This window comes from uncultured Albimonas sp., assembly GCF_963977235.1.
Classification (GTDB): Bacteria; Pseudomonadota; Alphaproteobacteria; order Rhodobacterales; family Rhodobacteraceae; genus Albimonas.
Genome location: NZ_CAXBOD010000027.1, coordinates 41647 through 57774 on the forward strand (window position 1 = coordinate 41647; position 16128 = coordinate 57774).

The following is a 16128-nucleotide window of genomic DNA, read 5'->3' on the forward strand; positions in this document are numbered from 1 at the left end:
GTTAACGCTTCTCAACCAGACTTCTGGCGCGCGGCCTCCCGCCGCGCAAGCCGTGGCGCGCCGACGCCCCCCGTTCCTGGTCACGGAAGACCGAAATGCCCGGACGCATCCTGATTGCCGGCGGTCCCTCGGTGGACGCCCACCGACTGGCCGACCGCCTGGCCGACGCCTTCCTGGCGGTGCACGCCGCGCCTGACGGGCGCGACGCGCTCGATCATGCGCTGGCGAGCGAACCGGACCTGGTGATCGCCGACGTCCGCGCGGGCGGCATTTCGGGGCTTGCCCTGTGCCGGGCTCTGAAGGCGCATGCGGCGCTGCTGCACGTGCCGCTGCTGATCGCGGGCGTCGACGTCGCCCCGCGCGACCGCCTCGCCACGCTCGAGGCCGGGGCCGACGACTTTCTCTCCCTGCCGATCGCCGACGCGCCGTTGCTGGCGCGCCTGCGCAACCTGCTGCGGGTGAAGGCCATGATCGACGAGCTTCGGGCCCGCGACCGCACCGCCCGCTCGCTTGGCCTCGTCGCCTGGACGCCCGCCAGCGGGCCGCTCGCCCCCGACCTCGTCGAGCCGCCGGGCGACCTGCTGCTGGTGCGGTCGGACGCCGGCGCGCGGCGGCGGGCGGCGCAGCTTTCGACCGCGCTGGGCCTGAGCGTGCGCCGCGCCGCCGACGGGCGCGAGGCGCTGGAGCTGGTGGACGACGCCCCGCCCGAGCTGGTGCTGATCGAGCCCGATCCCGAGGCGCCCGGCGCCGTCGAGGCCGCGCTTCGCCTGGTCGCCGCCCTGCGCGCCCGCCCCGCCGCGCGCGACGCCGGCGTGCTCGCCGCCCTGCCCGAGGGGTCGGCCGCGACCGCCCTCGACCTCGGCGCCAGCGACTGCGTGGCCGCCTCCACCGACCTCGCCGAACTCGGCGCCCGCCTGCGCACCCAGTTGCGGCGCAAGCGCTGCTCGGACCGGCTGCGCGACGCGGTGCGCCAGGGACTGGAGCTGGCGGTGACCGACCCGCTGACCGGCCTGTTCAACCGCCGCTACGCCGAGACGCATCTCGCGGCCATGGTCGCGCAATGCGCCGCCGCCCGGCAGCCGCTGTCGCTGATGCTGCTCGACCTCGACCGCTTCAAGCAGATCAACGATTGCCACGGCCACCCCGCGGGCGACGCGGTGCTGCGCGGATTCGCGGCCCGCCTTCGCGCCGCGGTGCGCGGGGTCGACCTGGTCGCCCGCATCGGGGGGGAGGAGTTCTGCGTCGCCCTGCCCGGCGCCGACGAGGCCGAGGCCCGCGGCGTGGCCGAGCGCGTCCGCGCCGCCGTCGCAGCCGCCCCCTTCCCGGCGCCCGAGGGCGGCGACGTCGCCGTCACCGTCTCGATCGGCGTCGCGGTGGCCGAGCCTCGCGCCCTCTGCGCCCACGCCGCCTCGCGGATCGAGACGACCGAGGCGCCGGCCCCTCCCGGCCGCTCACGCGCACCGACCTCTCTGGTCGCCGGCATGGCCGAGCCGCCCGCCGCCTTCGCGCGCGGCGCGCCCGCCCCGGCCCCGTCCGCCCGCGCCCCGTCCGCCCGCGCCCTGACCGCCGCCGTCGCAGCCGCCGCGCCGAGCGTCGAGGAACGACCGGGCGAGGCCGGCTCCTCGAAACTGATGGCGCTCGCCGACGCCGCCCTCTACCGCAGCAAGAGCCAGGGCCGGGACCGTGTCTCCTTTGCGCCGTCCTGAGCCGGACGCGAGGCTGAGCGCCGCCTGCGACGGGGAAAAGGGAGCGCCCACTCGGCCGGAGTGTGTCCAGAAGCGTGTCTGATCGGTAGGAGCTTGAGGAGGGTCGCGGCCTGGCCGAGCGGGCGCCTCGGGCCCCCGAGCGCGCGGGCGACCCCGCGTGCGGCCACCCGCACGGGCGCCTCTCAGGAAGTCGCCTGCGCCGACGTGGCTGAAGCCTCGTGAAGGCGGCCCCGGTCGCGAACGTCGGGACGCCGTCGTCGCGTCTGTGCCGGAGCGATCGGGGATTGGCCTCCGATGCCCCGGATCAGAAGCGGGGGATCAGAGGCGGGCGGTCGGGGGCGGGTCTGGCGGGTGCGGGTCTGGCGGGTGCGGCCCGGCCGAAAACCCCTGCGCGGCGCCCGGGTTCGATCCGGGCCCCGGTCACTCGGCGGGCCGCTCCCGCTCGCCGTTCTTCTCGCCATCCTTGCCCCAGCGGCCATGGAACCCTTTGCGACGGCGTTCGCGCAGGGCCTCGGCGATCTCCGCACGGGTGTCGAGAGACAGGCCGGAGGCGACGTCGACCAGCAGCGCGTCGGCCACGTCGCGGCTGCGCCGCTCGGCCGCGCGCGCCTCGTCCAGCGCGGACGAGAGGGCGGCGGCCTCGAAGGGCTGCGCCTCCATCGCCACCGCGATGCGCGCGCGCGCGGCGTCCCGGGAGCGGGCGAGGTCGCGCATCTCGGCGCGCCGCTCGTCGATGCGCTCGCGGGCGTCGTCGCGCGCCTCCTCGGGCAGCGCGCGGAACATCCGCCACAGGGTCACCCGGTCGAAGCCCGCGGGCATCTCGCCGGCCGGCGGCCCGCCGTGGCGCAGGAACGCGCCGCCGGCCGCGCCCATCAGCAGCAGGTTCACGCACACCGAGACCGCCAGCGCCCAGAACACCCAGCGCCGCCGGCGAAGCGGCGCGGGCGGCGGGCTCGGGGGCGGGCGTCCGCCGGGCGCGTCGACGTCCACGGCGCTCATCGCACGGTCTCCGCATCGGGGAAGGCGTCGTCGCTGAGCAGGTCGGCGTCGAGCAGCGACAGTTCGTAGGCCTGGTCATAGCTGTCCATCGCCAGCGCCGCGAACCCCTGCGAGACGGGATCGTCGCCCACATAGCCCAGCACCACCCCCAGCGCCGCAGAGGCCGCGAAGGCCGCCGAGGCGCCAAAGCGCATCAGCGGGCTGCGGCCGCGCCCGACGCGCGAGGAATCGCGCCCGCCCGGCCGGCCTCGGCGCGGCTCGGCCACGACAGAGGGCGGGGCCGAAGCGGCCCGGACCGACGCGGACGGGCGTGCGGCAGGCGTGGCCGAAAGCGCCAAAGCGGCAGCGCCCCCCGGCAGCGCCGCATCCGCGTCGCCGGCCATGCGGGCGAAGAGGTCCGCCGACAGGTCCGGCGTCTGCGCCGCCCAGGCCTCGAGCGCATCGTCGAGCGCCGCGGCCTCGGCCCGCGCGAGCGCGGCGCCCTCGGGATCGGCCTCGGCGCAGGCGCGGGCGGCGGGGCGCAGCGCGGCCGGCCAGGCGCCGAGGTCCGGGCCGTGGGTCAAGGCCAGATCGCGGAACGCCTCCGCCGACAGGGGCGCCGCGCGCGCTCCCGTCATCCCGAGCCCGGGCGCTGTCGCCGGGCCCGCCGGGCCGCCGTTGGTGCTGTCCACATCCTTGCGCGTCATCGCGCCGTCCTCCTTGGCCGGGGAGACCCCTCGGCGTCGTTCATCCGTTGCACGCGCCAGGGCGCGTCTTCCGTCGCTCGCGGCCGTCCGAAAAGGCTCGCAGCCGGGCGCGGCCGCCTGAAAGAGCTAGCGGCCGGGCGCGGCCGCCCGAAAGAGCTAGCGGCCGGGCGCGGCCGCCTGGACTTCTCCCCGCCGCGCCTCATGCGTCGGCGGCCGGGTCCAGCCCGACCTCCAGCCCCAGCGAGTCCCGCCGGTGCTTGAGCGCCGCCGCCAGGCCGCGGCGCGCGCGGGACAGCAGGCTCTCGACCGCCTCGACGCTCAGGTCCAGGCGCTCGGCGATCTCGGGGTTCGACAGCTCCGCGAAATGGCGAAGCGTCAGGGCGGCGCGCTGGCGGTCGGGAAGCGCGGCCACCGCGGCGCGCAGGGCGGCGGCGCGGTCGGCCTCGGCCAGGCGCGCCTCGACGCTGGGGGCGCCGTCGGGACGCTCGGGCGGGTCCTCCTGGCTCCAGCGGCGCCGCCGGCGCAGGCGGTCGATGGCCAGATTCTGCACCACCCGGTGCAGCCAGGTGCCGACCTGCGCCTCGCCCGGACGCCACTTGGGCGCCTGTTTCCACAGACGCAGCATCGCCTCCTGGGCGACGTCCTCGGCTTCGGCCCGGTCGGACAGCATCGAGATCGCCAGCCCGAGCGCCCGCGGCCCGTGGCGCGCGATCAGCGCCCGGGACGCGGCCTGCTCCCCGGCGGCGGCCCGGGCCATCAGCGCGTCGTCGTCATCCATCCTCGACCCAGGCCCGGCGGCGTCCCAGGGCACTCGCGCCTCCCCTCTGCGAGCCGCGGCGGAGGGCGCCCGGCGGCGCCGCGCCGCCGGGCCCTTGTCATGCGCAGGCTTCAGCCGAGGGGCAAGCCCCATCGGCCGGGCCGCTCAGTCCGCGTCTTCCATGCGCCGGCCGGCGCCCTTGCGCCCGAAGGACGAGGCCTCCTCGCGGCTGATCGCGCCGTCGCCGTTCGCGTCGGCCCGCTCGACCACGCGGTCGAGCCGGGCGAGCATCCCCGACGAGGCGAACTCCGCCCGGGTCACCGCGCCGTCGTTGTTGGCGTCGGCCGACTCGAAGCGCTTCAGCGCCCGGTCGCCGCCGCCGCCGCCGGCCGCGTTGGCCAGCTCGGTCGCGGTCAGACGTCCGTCGGAGTTGGCGTCCAGCCGCGCAAAGCCCGGCGCGTCGGAGTTACGGAAGCGGCGCATCTTCTCGGCCGCGGCCTCGAACTCGGCCTTGTCGAGCACGCCGTCGCCGTTCGCGTCGGCGCGCTCGACGATCTTGTCGGCGCGCTTCCCGGCGCGGGCCTCGCGTCGGTCGTCGCGCTTGTCGAGCATCGCGGTCATCTCGGCGCGGGCCACCTTGCCGTCGCCGTTCGCGTCCATCTGGTCGAAGCGGGCCCTGGCGGCGGCCTCGATCTCGGCGCGGGTGACGCCGCCGTTGCCATCGGCGTCGAGCTTCTCGAACAGGCGGGCGCCCCGCGGGGAGGATTCGGCCAGCGTCGCGGCGGGCGCCAGGGCGGCGGCCAGGCCGGCCGCGAGCGCCGCCGCAGCGGCCGCGCGGGCGAGGGCGTTGTTCGGTCTCGTCATCGCTCGATCCTTTCAAGGTCGTCCGGCGTCCGGGCCGCCTGGGGCCGGGTCCGCCGGGGCGTCTCTCCCCCCGGGTGTCTCGGCTTCAACGCGAGGGCCGCGCGCTTCCGTCGCGAGGGGACGCATTTTTTCCCGGCCCGGCGGACTCCGGCGCCTCGCAGAGGGGAGCTGCGCCCCGGCTTCCAGGCGCGGCGATCATGCTGCAGCGCACGCGATTTCGGCCTCTCCCAACGCCGCTAAGGGCTTGCAGGATCGGGAGGCGACACGCTGACGCAAGACGACTGGCGCACTGGCACCGCGGGGCGCGGCGGGTAGGCTCGCGGGCCATGAGACACGAACAGCATATCGGGCTCGACGCCTCGGGCGCCGCTACGGCCGACGGGGGCGCCCTGCGCCGCGACGACGTCGGCGAGACCCCGGAGACCGAGCGCGATCTTCGTCGCGCGCTGCGCCGCGGCTGGCGGCGCACCTGCCCGGCCTGCGGGGGCGGTCCGCTGTTCGACGGTTACCTGACCGTGCGCGAGCATTGCCCCGCCTGTTCCGAGCGGCTGGACCTGCACCGCGCCGACGACCTGCCGACCTGGATGACCATCCTGGTGGTCGGCCACCTGATCGCGCCGGCCATGCTGACGGTGTGGGACCTCTGGAACCCGCCGATGTGGGTGCACTGGGTGCTGTGGCCGCCGGCGGCGCTGCTGCTGTCGCTGGTGCTGCTGCCGCGATTCAAGGGCCTGGTCGTGGGCCTGCAATGGGCCAAGCGCATGGCCGGCTTCGCGCCCCGGCGCTGAACTCGGGCGCGGGTCCCCCCCACGGGCTCCGCCGCCGATCCGCCTACGGGCCGGCCCCGCTTCGCTTCTGTCTCCGCCGGACCCCGGCGCCCGTGCCGGGCGTCGGGACGCGGGCGTTTCGGATTGCCGCCGATTCGACCGGCCGGCTGGACAGCGGATTTCGCGACAGGCAGATTGTCCTTCAGAAGGAGCCACGAATGTCCCCCATGCCCGAGACGCCGGAGGCGGCCGCCGCCTCCCCCTCTTCCCAGACGGAACCCGCCGCCGCCAAGGCCCCCGGTCCCCCTCCGCGTGACGCCGCCACCGCCGTGATCGCGCGACGCGACGGCGACCACCCGCGCATCCTGATGGGTCAGCGCGGCAAGGGGGCGAGCTTCATGCCCTCGAAGTTCGTGTTCCCCGGCGGGGCGCTGGACCCCGAGGATCATGACGCGCCCGAGTCCTCTCCCCTGCGCCCCGCCTGCGTGGCGCGGCTCGAGAAAGCCTCGGCCCCCGGCATGGCGGGCCCGCTGTCGCGCGCCGCGGTGCGCGAGACCTTCGAGGAGACCGGGCTGATCCTGGGCCGTCCCGACCCCCGCGCGGCCGAGCTCGCCGAGACCATGACCGATCCCTCCTGGCGGGACTTCCTGGCCTCGGGGCACATGCCCGCCTGCGACCGGCTGACCTTCATCTTCCGCGCCATCACCCCGCCCTACCGGCCGAAGCGATTCGACGCGCGCTTCTTCCTGGTGGACGCCGACCAGCTCGCCTCGGACCCCGAGGACCTGAGCCGCGCCTCGGGCGAGCTCAGCCACCTCACCTGGCTGACCATCCGCGAGGCGCGCGATCTTGACCTGCCGCTGATCACCGAGGTGGTTCTGGCCGAGGTCGAGGAGATCCTGGCCCAGACCCCCGTGGGCGAGCTGCCGGCGGACCGTCCCGCGCCGTTCTTCCACCACGAGAAGGAGCGCAGCTTCTACGACGCGCTCTGAGCGCGGGCCGCGCGCCCGGGACTTGCCGCAAGGCTTGACTTGGGCGGTGCGTGCGGTAGACAGCGCGCTCAGAATTCAATCCACGCCGCTCCGGACGCCGGGGCGCAGCCGAGCCGATAGGCGACCGGAGAGTCCGAGATGGCCAAGCCGACCACCGTTAAGATCCGCCTGAACTCGACCGCGGGCACCGGGCACTTCTACGTGACGAAGAAGAACAGCCGGACGATGACCGACAAGATGGCGGTCAAGAAGTACGATCCCGTCGTGCGCAAGCATGTCGAGTACAAGGAAGGCAAGATCAAGTGATCCGGCGGCCCCGCCCGGGGCCGCGGCGCTGATCGAGCCTGGATCCAAGGCACCCGAAAGGGCGGACCGTCGCCGGTCCGCCCTTTTCGCTTGCGCGGGGAGCCTCGTTCGCTTGCGCGCAGAGCCTCGATCGATCCCGCCGCCAGGAGCGGCGGCGCCGGGCCGCGCCTGGCCGGCAAGGCGCCGCGTCGGCCGCCTCGCCGGTCGCCACCTGCGCGCCCGCGGCGCGTCCCCACGACATCGCAACTGGCGGCCCGCGCCACGCCGCGACCGGTCCGCAACGCGCCGCGGGCGGGCCCCCCGCACCGGCGCAACCGCCGTCGCGGCGCTTCCCCGGCCCGCCGCCAGGCGCCACGAAAAAGGGCCGGGGAGATCCCCGGCCCTTTCGCAATCCGTGGCGCGCGCGGTTACTCGCGGTTGCCCATGAACTGCAGCAGGAACATGAACATGTTCAGGAAGTCGAGGTACAGGCGCAGCGCCCCGCCGATGGCGGACTTGCTCACGTAGGCCTCGCCCTGCGGGCCCATGGCGCGCAGGTCCAGATACTCGTTCTTGATCTGCTGGGTGTCGTAGGCGGTGAGGCCCGCGAACACCAGCACGCCCACCACCGAGATCGCGAACTGCAGCGCCGAGGAGGCGATGAAGATGTTGATCACGGACGCGACCACCAGCCCGATCACGCCCATCAGCAGGAACGTGCCCATGCCGGACAGGTCCTTCTTGGTGGTGTAGCCGTAGAAGCTGAGGCCGCCGAAGGCGATGGCCGTGGCAAAGAAGGTCTGCGCGATCGAGATGCCGGTGTAGACCGCGAAGATCGAGGCGATCGACAGGCCCATCAGGGCCGCAAAGGCCCAGAAGAACATCTGCGCGCCGGAGTCGGACATCTTGCGCATCGCGGCGCCGAAGAGGAACACCATGCCCAGCGGCGCGAGCATGATCACCCACCGGATCGGGCCCGAGTACATCGAGACCAGAACCTGCTCGGGGATGATGGTGGTCGGCTGACCCTGCACCATCGCCTTCAGATCCATGCCGAAGACGTACGCGACCACGCCCGAAATGACCATGGCGACCGCCATCAGGCCATAGACGCGGTTCATATACCCGCGCAGACCTTCGTCGATCGCGGCCGAGCGTGTGCCGGCCCGGCGAACGGCGTCGTACTGCTGCATGTGCGTTTCCCTGTTCAACTCTGCGTTCGTGCCCAAGGACGACCCCCATTGGAGGTCGCCGAGTTCCGTCAGGATATCGTGATTCACGCAGCAACGTTCAAGCTTTTCTCGAGCCGAAACGATCACGTCCGCGCGGGCGTCTCGCCGCGGCCGCGGAGGCCCCCGAAATCCGTGCCCCGCGCCCCTCCGGCAGGCCCCCCCGCGCGGCCTGTTTCAGCCGTCCGCGCAGAGGTTTCGCGCGGCTGCGCTCACTCCCGCGCGCGCAGCACCTGGGCGGGGCGGGCGGCCAGCGGGCGCACCGCGAAGGCGAGGCCCGCGACCAGGCTCGCGGCCGCGCCGCCCACCACGATGACCAGCGCCGAGACCGGCTCGAAGCGGTAGGGCGCGTCCATCACGAAGACCATCACCGCCCAGGCGGCCGCCACGCCCGCAATCAGCGCCACACCGCCCGCCGCCGCCCCCAGCAGGGCCGAGCGCAGGGCGAAGCTGCGCAGGATCAGCCCGCGGGCCGCGCCCACGGTCTTGAGCACGGCGGCCTCGTAGACGCGCCGCCGCTCTCCGGCCGCGGCCGCGCCGATCAGCACCACGAGCCCCGTGAGCAGCGTCACCGAGGCGCCCCAGCGGGTGGCCTCGGCAAGCTGCCCCAGCGCCTCCGACACCCGGTCGATGGCGTCGCGCACCCGGATCGCGGTGATGTTGGGATAGGCGTTGGCGAGCTCGCGCAGCAGCCCCGCCTCGGCCGCCTCCTCGGCGTAGACCGTGGCGATATGGGTGTGAGGGGCGCCGGCCAGCACGCCCGGGCTCATCGCCATCAGGAAGTTGATGCCCATGTCGCGGAAGTTCACCACCCGGAAGTTCGCCACCCGCGCGGTGATCTCGCGCCCCAGGATCGAGATGGTGACCGTGTCGCCGATCTTCAGCCCCAGGCCCTTGCCGTGCTCCTCGGAGAAGGAGACCAGCGGCTCGCCGACATAGTCGGCGGGCCACCACGCGCCTTCCGTGATCTCGGTCCCCTGCGGCTGCTCGGCCGAGTAGGTCACGCCGCGGTCGCCGCGCAGGACCCACTGGTAGTCCTCGGGGACCCGCGCCTCACGCGCGGGCGTGTCGTTCAGGCGGGTGATGATGCCGCGCAGCATCGGCGCGGTCTCGATGTCCTCGACGCCGGGATAGGCCCGCGCGCGCTCGAGAAAGCCGTCGAGCTGGTCGTTCTGCACGTCCACGAAGAAATAGGCCGGCGCCCGCTCGGGCAGGTCGGCGTCGATCACGTGGCGCAGGTTCCAGTCGATCTGGCCGACGGCGGCCAGCACCGCCAGCCCCAGGCCCAGCGACAGGATCACGCCCGCCGTCTCGCCCGTCGTGCCGCCGACCGCGCCCAGCGCCAGCCGCGCGGCCGGGCGCCCGCGCAGGGCGCGGCCCCGCGCCAACCGCCGCGCCAGCGCCTGCACGCCCATCGCGGCCAGCCACAGCGCGGCCAGCGCCCCGGCCACGCCGCCCGCAAAGCCCAGCGCCACCTGCCAGATGCCCGAAAAGAACACCGCCGCCCCCACCAGCAGCGCGGTCAGCGCGGCGATCAGGGCGAGATAGACCGGCCGCGGCCAGGCGCGCGCGCCCTCGCCGGCCTCGCGATAGAGCGCGGCGGCGCGCACGTCGCGGGCGCGCGCCAGCGGCCACAGCGCGAAGATCAGGGCCGCGAGCAGGCCGTAGGTCCCCGCCTCCCACAAGGGCTGGGCGTAGACGGCGAACAGCGCGGGGACCGGCAGCCGGTCCTCGAGCAGCGGGCCGGCGAGCGCCGGGATCAGCGCGCCCACGGCCAGCCCGATGCCGACCCCGAGCACCGCCAGCGCGCCCACCTGGGCGAGATAGATGACGAAGATCGTGCGGCCCTCGGCCCCCAGCGTCTTGAGGGTCGCGATGGTGTCGGTCTTGCGCTCCATGTAGCTGCGCACGGCGGCCGAGACGCCCACCCCCCCCATCGCCAGCGCCGCCAGCCCCACCAGCACCAGGAAGGCGCCGATGCGGTTCACGAAGGTCTGCACGCCCGGCGCCCCGTTGCGCCGGTCGCGCCAGCGCAGACCGGATTCCGGGAAAGCCGCGGTCATCGCGGTGGACATCGCCTCGAGGTCGGTCTCGGGCGCGAGGCGCATCCGGTAGTCGGTCTCGTAGAGCGTGCCGGGCGCGATCAGGCCCGAGGGCTCCAGCGCCGCGACCCGCATCAGGGTGCGGGGACCCAGGGCCATGCCGGCGGCGGCCTCGTCGGGCTCGCGCTCCAGCACCGCGCGAAGCTGGTATTCGGCCGAGCCGAGGCGCACCGTGTCGCCGGGGGCCAGGGCCAGGCGGTCGACCAGCGCCCTGGCCATGACCACGCCCCAGGTCCCGTCGCGGTTCTCCAGCGCCTCGTCGAGCGTCAGGCCGTCGGAGAGGATCGCCTCCCCATACAGCGGATAGGCCCCGTCGACGCCCTTCACCTGGGTCAGGGCGCGATCCAGTTCGCCGTCCTCGGCCGGGGCTGCCACCATCGAGCGGAACTCGACGGTCTCCGAGACCTGCTCGGCGCGGTCCTGCATCCAGGAGAGCTCTTCGGGGCTGGCGAAGCGGTAGGTGAATTCGACCTCGGCGTCGCCGCCCAGGATCGCCCTGCCCTCCCGCGAGAGCCCCTCGGAGATCGCCGAGCGGACCGAGCCCACGGCCGCGATCGCGGCGACCCCGAGCGCGAGGCAGGCGAGGAACACGCCGAACCCCTTCAGCCCGCCGCGCAGCTCGCGTCGGGCGATGGCGAAGGCGGGACCGAGGGACGAGGCGCGGCGGCGGCGGACGGACGGACCCTCCGCCGCGCTCATTCCGCCGCCTCCGAGGCGCGCGAGCCGGCGCCGGGGGCATGCGGGGAGGCGGCGGCCTCCCCCGGGCTCTCGCCCTCGATCAGCCCGTCGGCGACGCGGATCACCCGGTCGCAGCGGGCGGCGAGCTCCGGCGCATGGGTGACCATCACCAGCGTCGAGCCGTGGCGGTCGCGCAGGCCGAACAGCAGGTCCATGATCGCGTCGCCGGTGGCGCCGTCGAGATTGCCAGTCGGCTCGTCGGCCAGCAGGATCTGGGGGCGCGGCGCGGCGGCGCGGGCCAGCGCCACGCGCTGCTGCTCGCCCCCCGAAAGCTGGGCGGGGTAGTGGTCGAGCCGCTTGCCGAGGCCGACGTTGGTCAGCTCCTCCTCCGCCCGCTCGAACGCGTCGCGGTTTCCGGCGAGTTCGAGGGGGGTGGCGACGTTCTCCAGCGCGGTCATCGTCGGAATCAGGTGGAAGGACTGGAAGACCACCCCCATATGGTCCCGACGGAAGCGCGCCAGCGCATCCTCGTCCATCCGGGTCAGGTCCTGCCCAAGCGCCGCGACCCGACCGCCCGTGGCCCGTTCCAGCCCGCCCATCAGCATGAGGAGCGACGACTTGCCCGAGCCCGAAGGCCCGACGATCCCCACCGTCTGCCCCCGCGCGACCGAGAGGTCGACGCCCCTGAGGATCTCGACCCGCCCCGCGCGGGAGACGAGCGTCAGTTCCGCCCGGTCCAGTTCGATCACGGGCGGCTCGCCGGCGGTCTCGGTCATGCGGTCAGGTCCCCTGCTGCGGCGCATCATGGATGCGGGTCCCCGGGCATATGGGGCCCGCGGACGGCGGCTCAAGGCGGCGGCGGCCGCCCTGTGTCTCACGTTCGCGTCCGCTGGTTCCGTTGCGGCGGCCGAGATCACGCTGCTGGCGCTGGGCGACAGCCTGACCCACGGCTACGGCCTGGCGCAGGAGGAGGGCTTCGTTCCCCAGCTCGAGGCCTGGCTGCAGGCGCGCGGCCATGACGTGGACGTGATCAACGCCGGCGTCTCGGGCGACACCACCCGCGGGGGCCTGTCGCGGCTCGAGTGGTCGCTCAATCCCGAGGTCGACGCGGTGATCGTCGAGCTGGGGGGCAACGACCTGCTGCGCGGGATCGACCCGGCCGCGAGCAAGGCCAACCTCGACGCCATCCTGACGGCGCTCGACGAGAAGGGGCTGCCCGCCCTGCTGACCGGCCTGCCGGCGCCGGGCAACTACGGCGCAGAGTGGCAGCAGGCCTTCGACGCCATGTATCCCGACCTCGCCGAGACGCACGACGCGCTGCTCTACCCCAACTTCCTGGCCGGGATCGGCGGGCTCGAGGACCGCGAGGCCGGGCGCGCGCTGATGCAGAGCGACGGCATCCACCCCAACGCGCAGGGCGTGCAGAAGGTGGTCGAGGGCATCGGCCCGAAGGTCGAGGAGCTGATCGCCAGGGCTCGGCCGCAGGACTGAGGCGCCGGGCGCGACGCCCGGCTCCGCGGCCGGAGGCGCCGCGCCACGGTCTCGCCGGCGCGCCGCGTCCGCCCGCGGCGCCGGGCGAGCCGCGCGCCGGGGTGCGACCGCCGCCAGGCGGCGAGCGGTGGAAACGCGCCGCGGGCGAGGCGCCTGCGACAGGCGGAACCCGCGTCGCGGCGCCCGGCTGCGCTCGCGCGGGGCCTCAGCCCTCGAGCGCGCCGAAGGCGGCCACGCGCAGCATCACCGTGCGGATGCGGTTCAAAAGGCACAGCCGGTTGCGGCGGATGATGGCGTTCTGGGCGTTCACGACCACATCCTCGAAGAAGGCGTCGATGGGCGCGCGCAGACCCGCCAGCGCCGACATCGCGGCCGAGAAATCCTCGGCCCCCAGCGCCTTGCCGATGGCGGGGTCGGCGGCGTCGAGCGCGGCGAACAGCGCCTTTTCCGCATCCGCCTCGGCGAACTGAACGTCGGGGTCGAGGGAATACTCGATCCCGTCCTTCTTCTCCTCGGCCTCGAGGATATTGACCGCGCGGCGGTAGCCCGCCAGCAGGTTCGCGCCGTCCTCGGAGTCCACGAACGCCTGCAGCGCGCGCACGCGGGCGACCAGCATCGCCAGGTCGTCCTGGCCGCCGAGGGCGAAGCAGCCCTCGATCACGTCGTGACGCACGCCCTCGGCGCGCAGGTGCACCTTCAGGCGGTCGGCGAGGAAGCCCAGCAGGTCGGGGACCAGCAGTTCCATCGGGCCGGCGTGGTCTGCGGCCTCGACATGGTTGGCCTTGGCGCCCTCGGCGATGGGACGGGTCAGGGCCAGGCGCAGGCCGTTCTCGAGCACGATGCGGATCACCCCCAGCGCGGCGCGGCGCAGCGCGAACGGGTCCTTGGAGCCGGTGGGCTTCTCGTCGATCGCCCAGAAGCCGGTCAGCATGTCGATCTTGTCGGCCAGCGCCACGGCGATGGCCACCGGCTCGGTCGGCACGGCGTCCGAGGGGCCCAGCGGCGCGTAGTGCGCCCTGCAGGCGGCGGCGACCGGCTCGGGCAGGCCGGCGGCGCGGGCGTAGTAGGCGCCCATCACCCCCTGAAGCTCGGGGAACTCGTAGACCATTTCCGAGGCGAGGTCGGCCTTGGCCACGCGCGCCGCCTGCTCGGCCTGGCCGGGATCGGCGCCGAGGTCAGGGGCGATCTCGCGGGCGAGCTTCGCGATGCGCCCGATCCGCTCGGCCTGGGAGCCGAGCTTGTTGTGGAAGGTGACGTTGGCGAGCGGGCCCGCCATCGCCTCCATCCCCCCGGCTTTCACCGTCCGCAGGTCGTTCTCCCAGAAGAACAGCGCGTCCGAGAGGCGCGCGGCCAGCACCCGGCCGTTGCCCGCCAGGATCGTGGCCCCGTGATCGGCCGTCTCGCGGTTGGCCACGGTCACGAAATTCTCGATCCGCCCGGTGGCGGGATTGCGCACCGAGAAGAACTTCTGGTGCGCCTTCATCGAGGTCTGCAGAACCTCGGGCGGCAGAGCCAGGAACTTCTCGCCGATCGGGCCCATCAGCACGACCGGCCACTCGACCAGGCCCGCGACTTCGGCCAGCAGGCCCTTGTCCTCGACCACATCGAGCCCCTGGGCGAAGGCCATCTGGGTGGCGTCGTGCCAGATCCGCTCGGCCCGCTCGGCGGGGTCGAGCACCACTTTCGCGGCCAGCAGCCTGGCCGCGTAGTCCTCGAACGAGGTCACCGCGAAGGACCCCGGCGCCATGAAGCGGTGGCCGCGCGTGCGGTCGCCGGCCACGATGCCCTCGACCTCGAGCGGCACGACCGAGGCGCCGCTCTCGTCATGCAGGATCGCGAGGATCGAGTGCAGCGGACGCACCCAGCGCAGGCTGCCCGCGCCCCAGCGCATCGACTTGGGCCAGGGGAAACTGCGGATCGCGGTCTCGAGCGCCTCGGCGATCACCTCGGCCGCCTCGCGGCCCGGCTTCTCGATCACCGCGAAGAGGACCTCGCCCTTCTTGTCGGCGCGCACCTCCAGCTGATCGCGGGTCAGGCCGGTCGAGCGCAGGAAGCCCTCGACCGCCTTCTCGGGCGCGTCGGCGCGGGGGCCCTTGCGCTCCTCCCGCGTGGCGCGGGTGGCCCTGGGGATGTCCTGCACGGCAAGCGTCAGGCGGCGGGGCGTCGCGAAGGCGGCGGCGGCCGCATAGGTCAGGCCGGCCTCGACCATCGCGTCGGTCATCAGGCGCCGCAGATCCTCGGCGGCCTTGGCCTGCATCCGCGCGGGGATCTCCTCGGAGAAGAGTTCGATCAGGAGGTCGGGCATGGGGCGGGGTCCTAGGGGCTCGGGAACGGGCGGACAGCAGGGGGAGACGGAGACGGGGAGATACCGGAGCGGCGGGCGCCGCCGCCCTCAGTCCTCGGGCGGGGCGCCGCACCCTTCGGGCGCGGGGTCGCCCTCGAAGGTCGCCGCGCCGCAGTCGTTGAGCTGGCGCCACATCCAGCCGCGCCGGCTCTCCAGATCCACGGCGACGAAGCGGTCGAAGCCCCAGGGGACGTTGCGCTCTGCCAGAGCGGCGACGGCGCGGCCCTCGGCCATGGCCCGGGCGAGTGCGGGGGCGTCGAAACACTCGAACCACGACGGGGCGACGAGCGGGGTCGCCTCGTCGGCCGCAGGATCCTCGGCGGCGGCGATCAGCTCGGGCGGCGGATCCCCGGCCAGCCGGAAGCAGGCCCGCAGCTTCAGGGGCGAGGTGTCGGCGTCGATGCCCCGCCAGTCCTCGACCGGCACGGAGACGCCCGCGATCTCGATCTCGGTCACGCCCTCCATCTCTCCGTAATAGGCGCGGGTCTGGAACCACCACAGGGCGGCGCCGAAAACGACGGCAAAGAGGACGAGGCCGAGGGTCAGCACGCGACCGGACATCCGGATCTCCTGTCAGCCGGGAGGGAGGGCGAACCGCCCCGCCGGCGGCGCGCGGCCAGTCAGGCCGCGGCGGTTGCATCCCCCGCGGCGCCCGCGGCCTCGGTGGTCACGAACGCGTCGGCGCACATCCTGGCCAGCGCGCGGACGCGGCCGATGTAGGCCTGCCGCTCGGTCGGGCTGATCACGCCGCGCGCGTCGAGCAGGTTGAAGATGTGGCTGGCCTTGATGCACTGGTCATAGGCGGGGTGGGCCATGGTGATCTCGCGCCCGGTCTTGGGGTCGGTCGCGGGGTGCGCCAGGATCGCGGCGCACTCGGCCTCGGCCTCCTCGAAGTGGCGCAGCAGCACCTCGGTGTTCGCCACGTCGAAGTTGAAGCGCGAGTATTCCCGCTCGGTCTGGCGGAAGATGTCGCCGTAGGTCAGCGGGCTGGGCGACTGCGGGTCGTTGAAGGGCATGTCCATCACGTGGTCGATGCCCAGCACGTACATCGCCAGCCGCTCGAGCCCGTAGGTCAGCTCGCCCGAGACGGGGCGGCAGTCGTGCCCCCCGACCTGCTGGAAATAGGTGAACTGGCTCACCTCCATGCCGTCGCACCAGACCTCCCACCCCAGGCCCCAGGCGCCCAGCGTCGGGCTCTCCCAGTCGTCCTCGACGAAGCGGATGTCGT

General features: G+C 74.1%; 15 protein-coding genes. 5 read left to right on the top strand and 10 right to left on the bottom strand.

Features of this window, described 5'->3' with window-relative positions; translation table 11 throughout:
- Window positions 1–95 precede the first annotated feature (95 nt).
- Window positions 96–1706, top strand: coding sequence for a diguanylate cyclase (locus AAC134_RS13600; protein WP_339949641.1), 1611 nt, complete (start codon window positions 96–98; stop codon window positions 1704–1706).
- A gap of 420 nt (window positions 1707–2126) precedes the next feature.
- On the opposite strand, the gene AAC134_RS13605 is transcribed toward AAC134_RS13600, so the two are convergent.
- The 4 genes from AAC134_RS13605 to AAC134_RS13620 all read right to left on the bottom strand — a co-directional run bounded on the left by AAC134_RS13605 (window position 2127) and on the right by AAC134_RS13620 (window position 5012).
- Window positions 2127–2705 carry a periplasmic heavy metal sensor gene (locus AAC134_RS13605; protein ID WP_339949642.1) on the bottom strand — a complete coding sequence of 193 codons (579 nt, stop codon included), beginning with the start codon at window positions 2703–2705 and terminating at the stop codon, window positions 2127–2129.
- Window positions 2702–3391, bottom strand: a complete 690-nt coding sequence (locus AAC134_RS13610; RefSeq protein WP_339949643.1) for a hypothetical protein — start codon at window positions 3389–3391, stop codon at window positions 2702–2704. The genes AAC134_RS13605 and AAC134_RS13610 overlap by 4 nt, the downstream gene beginning before the upstream one ends.
- A gap of 199 nt (window positions 3392–3590) precedes the next feature.
- A complete protein-coding gene (locus AAC134_RS13615) occupies window positions 3591–4301 on the bottom strand; it encodes an RNA polymerase sigma factor (RefSeq protein WP_339949644.1) in 711 nt (236 codons plus the stop codon).
- 12 nt (window positions 4302–4313) lie between these two features.
- Window positions 4314–5012: an EF-hand domain-containing protein gene (locus AAC134_RS13620; RefSeq protein ID WP_339949645.1), complete on the bottom strand. Its 699-nt coding sequence runs from the start codon at window positions 5010–5012 to the stop codon at window positions 4314–4316.
- Between the two features lie 326 nt (window positions 5013–5338).
- Between AAC134_RS13620 and AAC134_RS13625 the strand changes: the two genes are divergently transcribed.
- The 3 genes from AAC134_RS13625 to rpmG all read left to right on the top strand — a co-directional run bounded on the left by AAC134_RS13625 (window position 5339) and on the right by rpmG (window position 7077).
- Window positions 5339–5800 carry a DUF983 domain-containing protein gene (locus AAC134_RS13625; protein ID WP_339949646.1) on the top strand — a complete coding sequence of 154 codons (462 nt, stop codon included), beginning with the start codon at window positions 5339–5341 and terminating at the stop codon, window positions 5798–5800.
- Window positions 5801–5997: 197 nt separating this feature from the next.
- A complete protein-coding gene (locus tag AAC134_RS13630; protein WP_339949647.1) occupies window positions 5998–6771 on the top strand; it encodes a DNA mismatch repair protein MutT in 774 nt (257 codons plus the stop codon).
- 138 nt (window positions 6772–6909) lie between these two features.
- The gene (rpmG, locus tag AAC134_RS13635) at window positions 6910–7077 is read left to right on the top strand and encodes a 50S ribosomal protein L33 (RefSeq protein ID WP_339949648.1); all 168 of its coding nucleotides are present in this window, start codon (window positions 6910–6912) and stop codon (window positions 7075–7077) included.
- Window positions 7078–7484: 407 nt separating this feature from the next.
- Here the strand turns inward: rpmG and AAC134_RS13640 are convergent, their stop codons facing one another.
- From AAC134_RS13640 to AAC134_RS13650, 3 genes are all read right to left on the bottom strand, one after another.
- Window positions 7485–8249, bottom strand: coding sequence for a Bax inhibitor-1/YccA family protein (locus AAC134_RS13640; RefSeq protein ID WP_339949649.1), 765 nt, complete (start codon window positions 8247–8249; stop codon window positions 7485–7487).
- Window positions 8250–8497: 248 nt separating this feature from the next.
- Entirely contained in the window at window positions 8498–11086 is a 2589-nt protein-coding gene (locus AAC134_RS13645) for an FtsX-like permease family protein (RefSeq protein ID WP_339949650.1), read from the bottom strand.
- The gene (locus AAC134_RS13650; RefSeq protein ID WP_339949651.1) at window positions 11083–11841 is read right to left on the bottom strand and encodes an ATP-binding cassette domain-containing protein; all 759 of its coding nucleotides are present in this window, start codon (window positions 11839–11841) and stop codon (window positions 11083–11085) included. The genes AAC134_RS13645 and AAC134_RS13650 overlap by 4 nt, the downstream gene beginning before the upstream one ends.
- On the opposite strand from AAC134_RS13650, the gene AAC134_RS13655 reads away from it, so the two are divergent.
- Window positions 11840–12556, top strand: coding sequence for an arylesterase (locus AAC134_RS13655; protein ID WP_339949652.1), 717 nt, complete (start codon window positions 11840–11842; stop codon window positions 12554–12556). The two genes, AAC134_RS13650 and AAC134_RS13655, sit on opposite strands and share 2 nt — an antisense overlap.
- A 205-nt stretch (window positions 12557–12761) precedes the next feature.
- Here AAC134_RS13655 and glyS read toward each other — a convergent pair whose 3' ends face one another.
- From glyS to AAC134_RS13670, 3 genes are all read right to left on the bottom strand, one after another.
- Complete coding sequence (glyS, locus tag AAC134_RS13660) at window positions 12762–14861, bottom strand: glycine--tRNA ligase subunit beta (RefSeq protein WP_339949653.1); 2100 nt, start codon at window positions 14859–14861, stop codon at window positions 12762–12764.
- Between the two features lie 87 nt (window positions 14862–14948).
- On the bottom strand, window positions 14949–15461 hold the full coding sequence (locus tag AAC134_RS13665) for a DUF6446 family protein (RefSeq protein WP_339949654.1): 513 nt from the start codon (window positions 15459–15461) through the stop codon (window positions 14949–14951).
- A 59-nt stretch (window positions 15462–15520) separates the two neighbouring features.
- Window positions 15521–16128, bottom strand: a 608-nt coding sequence (locus AAC134_RS13670) for a glycine--tRNA ligase subunit alpha (protein ID WP_339949655.1), incomplete at its 5' end; no start/stop codon positions are given.